The organism is Chryseobacterium sp. DT-167, from assembly GCF_058310155.1.
This window is the reverse complement of sequence record NZ_JBZEEQ010000044.1, coordinates 1-874: the sequence shown is the minus strand read 5'-3', so window position 1 is coordinate 874 and position 874 is coordinate 1. Positions and strand designations below refer to the sequence as shown.

General features: G+C 72.5%; 2 protein-coding genes. One reads left to right on the top strand and one right to left on the bottom strand.

Going from position 1 to position 874, the window contains the following annotated elements:
* On the bottom strand, positions 1-322 hold a 322-nt coding region (locus tag AC4FQ5_RS19625; protein ID WP_491146205.1), incomplete at its 3' end, for a hypothetical protein.
* Between the two features lie 165 nt (positions 323-487).
* On the opposite strand from AC4FQ5_RS19625, the gene AC4FQ5_RS19620 reads away from it, so the two are divergent.
* Positions 488-874 (top strand): hypothetical protein (locus AC4FQ5_RS19620; protein WP_491146202.1); only part of this gene is annotated, 387 nt, incomplete at its 3' end.

Below are 874 nucleotides of genomic sequence, written 5' to 3'. Positions count from 1 at the left end.
AACCCGCGGCGGCGATCACCGGGACGACGGCGCGGCGTGATCGCGCGGCCGTCGGCAGATCGATGGCGTTGCGGTAGTCGACGAGCAACGACACCGTCGCCGCGACCCAGACGAGGCCGCCGAGGCCGACGACCGCGATCGCCCCGGTACCCCGACCGATGTCGAGCACCGCCGAGATCCACACGAGCACGAGGACGAGCTCGAGGAAGACGATGCCGCCCGCCGTGTACCACCACGTCGCCGTGATGCCCCGCGAGAGGCGGATGGCGGCGCGGGCCGTGGCCGCCGCGTCGGCGTCACGGGAGGGGGTGGGGTGAGGCACCCGCCCATCCTATGGACGTGACAGTTGTCACGGATCGGGCGTGCGATCCGCCCGGAGATCGATGACGTACCGACACTTACCGCCCGACTCGTGACGCGATGGACTCGAATCAGCGCCGATCGACCGTCCGGTCCCCACCGGCCAGCGAACCGTCAGGAGCACACCATGACCCTCATCGACACTTTCCAGGACCTCGTCGCCCAGGTGCCGGAGTTCCTCCAGCCGCTCGTCGTCGCCGCAGCCGGCGCCGTGCCGTTCATCGAGGGGGAGGGCGCCGCGACGATCGGGATCCTCGGCGGGATCCACCCCGTCATCGCGGCGATCGCCGGCACCGTGGGCAACTTCCTCTGCGTCCTCGTGCTCGTCCTGCTGAGCTCCGGCGCCCACGACGCCGTCGCCACCCGGCGGGAGCGCATCCGGTCCCGCGATGCCGTGAGCGTCGGGGCGGCCTCGGTCGGCCAGGACGGCGCGGGCCGGGCCGGCGGAACGACCGGCGCGGAGGTCGACCGGCCGATCGCGACGTTCGAGGAGCCGTCGCCGCGGAAGGCGAAG